The 412-nt window shown below is 67.2% G+C and carries 1 protein-coding gene; it reads left to right on the top strand.

Annotated features, from left to right (window positions below; genetic code table 11):
* Positions 1-412 (top strand): hemerythrin domain-containing protein (locus AB4Y83_RS22705; RefSeq protein WP_442298282.1); only part of this gene is annotated, 412 nt, incomplete at both ends.

The following is a 412-nucleotide window of genomic DNA, read 5'->3' as shown; positions in this document are numbered from 1 at the left end:
CCGGCCAGACCGCGGTCCAGAAGCAGAAGGTCGTCGACACGATCCTCGAGCTGCTGACCGTGCACACCTACATCGAGAACGAGGTCATGTACCCCCGCGTCCGGGCGTTGCTGCCCGACCTCGAGGACGACGTGCTCGAGTCGTACGAGGAGCACCACGTCGCGGACGTGCTCTGCATGGAGCTCGCAGCGATGGATGCCACGGACGAGCGGTTCGACGCCAAGACGACGGTGCTCATCGAGAACGTCGAGCACCACATGGCCGAGGAGGAGCAGGACTGGTTCCCGAAGGTCCGCGAGGGCCTCGGGCGCAAGCAGCTGCAGGAGCTCGGCGAGGAGCTGCTCGCTGCCCGGAAGAAGGCACCGCGCCGTCCCGAGCAGCCCRGCGCGATGAAGAAGGCCATCGACGCGGT

It is taken from the genome of Terrabacter sp. RAF57 (assembly GCF_052113925.1).
Lineage (GTDB): Bacteria > Actinomycetota > Actinomycetes > Actinomycetales > Dermatophilaceae > Terrabacter.
The sequence above is the reverse complement of the archived record's forward strand: the minus strand, read 5'-3'. Positions and strand labels throughout refer to the sequence as shown.